The sequence below is a fragment of the Pseudomonas sp. EA_65y_Pfl1_P113 genome (assembly GCF_963970525.1).
In the GTDB taxonomy this organism is placed as follows: Bacteria; Pseudomonadota; Gammaproteobacteria; order Pseudomonadales; family Pseudomonadaceae; genus Aquipseudomonas; species Aquipseudomonas tritici.
Window position 1 is genome coordinate 1 of record NZ_CAXAQM010000307.1, and the last position, 550, is coordinate 550.

The 550-nt window shown below is 64.4% G+C and carries 1 protein-coding gene; it reads left to right on the plus strand.

Features of this window, described 5'->3' with window-relative positions; genetic code table 11:
- A partial coding sequence (locus tag AACY52_RS29765) for a tyrosine-type recombinase/integrase (RefSeq protein WP_339561296.1) occupies positions 1-378 on the plus strand: 378 nt, incomplete at its 5' end.
- Positions 379-550: the final 172 nt, after the last annotated feature.

Sequence of the window (550 nt, forward strand, 5' to 3'; positions counted from 1 at the left end):
AGGCCGGACCGGTTGCCACTGCCGCAGGATGTCGGCGACGCGATTCTGGCATATCTTGCGGCAGCCCGCCCGAAGGCCGTCGAAGACCATCTGTTCCTGCGCGTGCAAGCTCCGTTCCGGCCATTCAGCTCGTCCGCGGAGATCGCAGGCATCGTCGCACGCACGCATGAGCGCGGCGGGATCGAAGGCGTGCCGACCGGGTCGCACATTTTCCGGCATTCGCTTGCCACCAACTTGCTGCGCGCGGGCGCAGGGCTGGAGTCCGTTGGAACGATCCTGCGCCACAGCTCGCCCGAGACCACCGCCATCTACGCCAAGGTCGACCTGCCGATGCTCATGAAAATCGCGCAGCCATGGCCGGGAGAACCGTCATGCTGAGCACGCAGATTGCCAGATACGTCTCGCTGTATCGCAGCTTGGGGCGGAAGTTCTCGGAACAGGAACGACTGCTGCGCCAATACGCCGCTTTCGCTGAACGCTTCGGTGACCGGCACACCCGAGTGCAGCGCATCTACGACTGGTGCCACACGGCAAGCTCGCAAAACGTGGC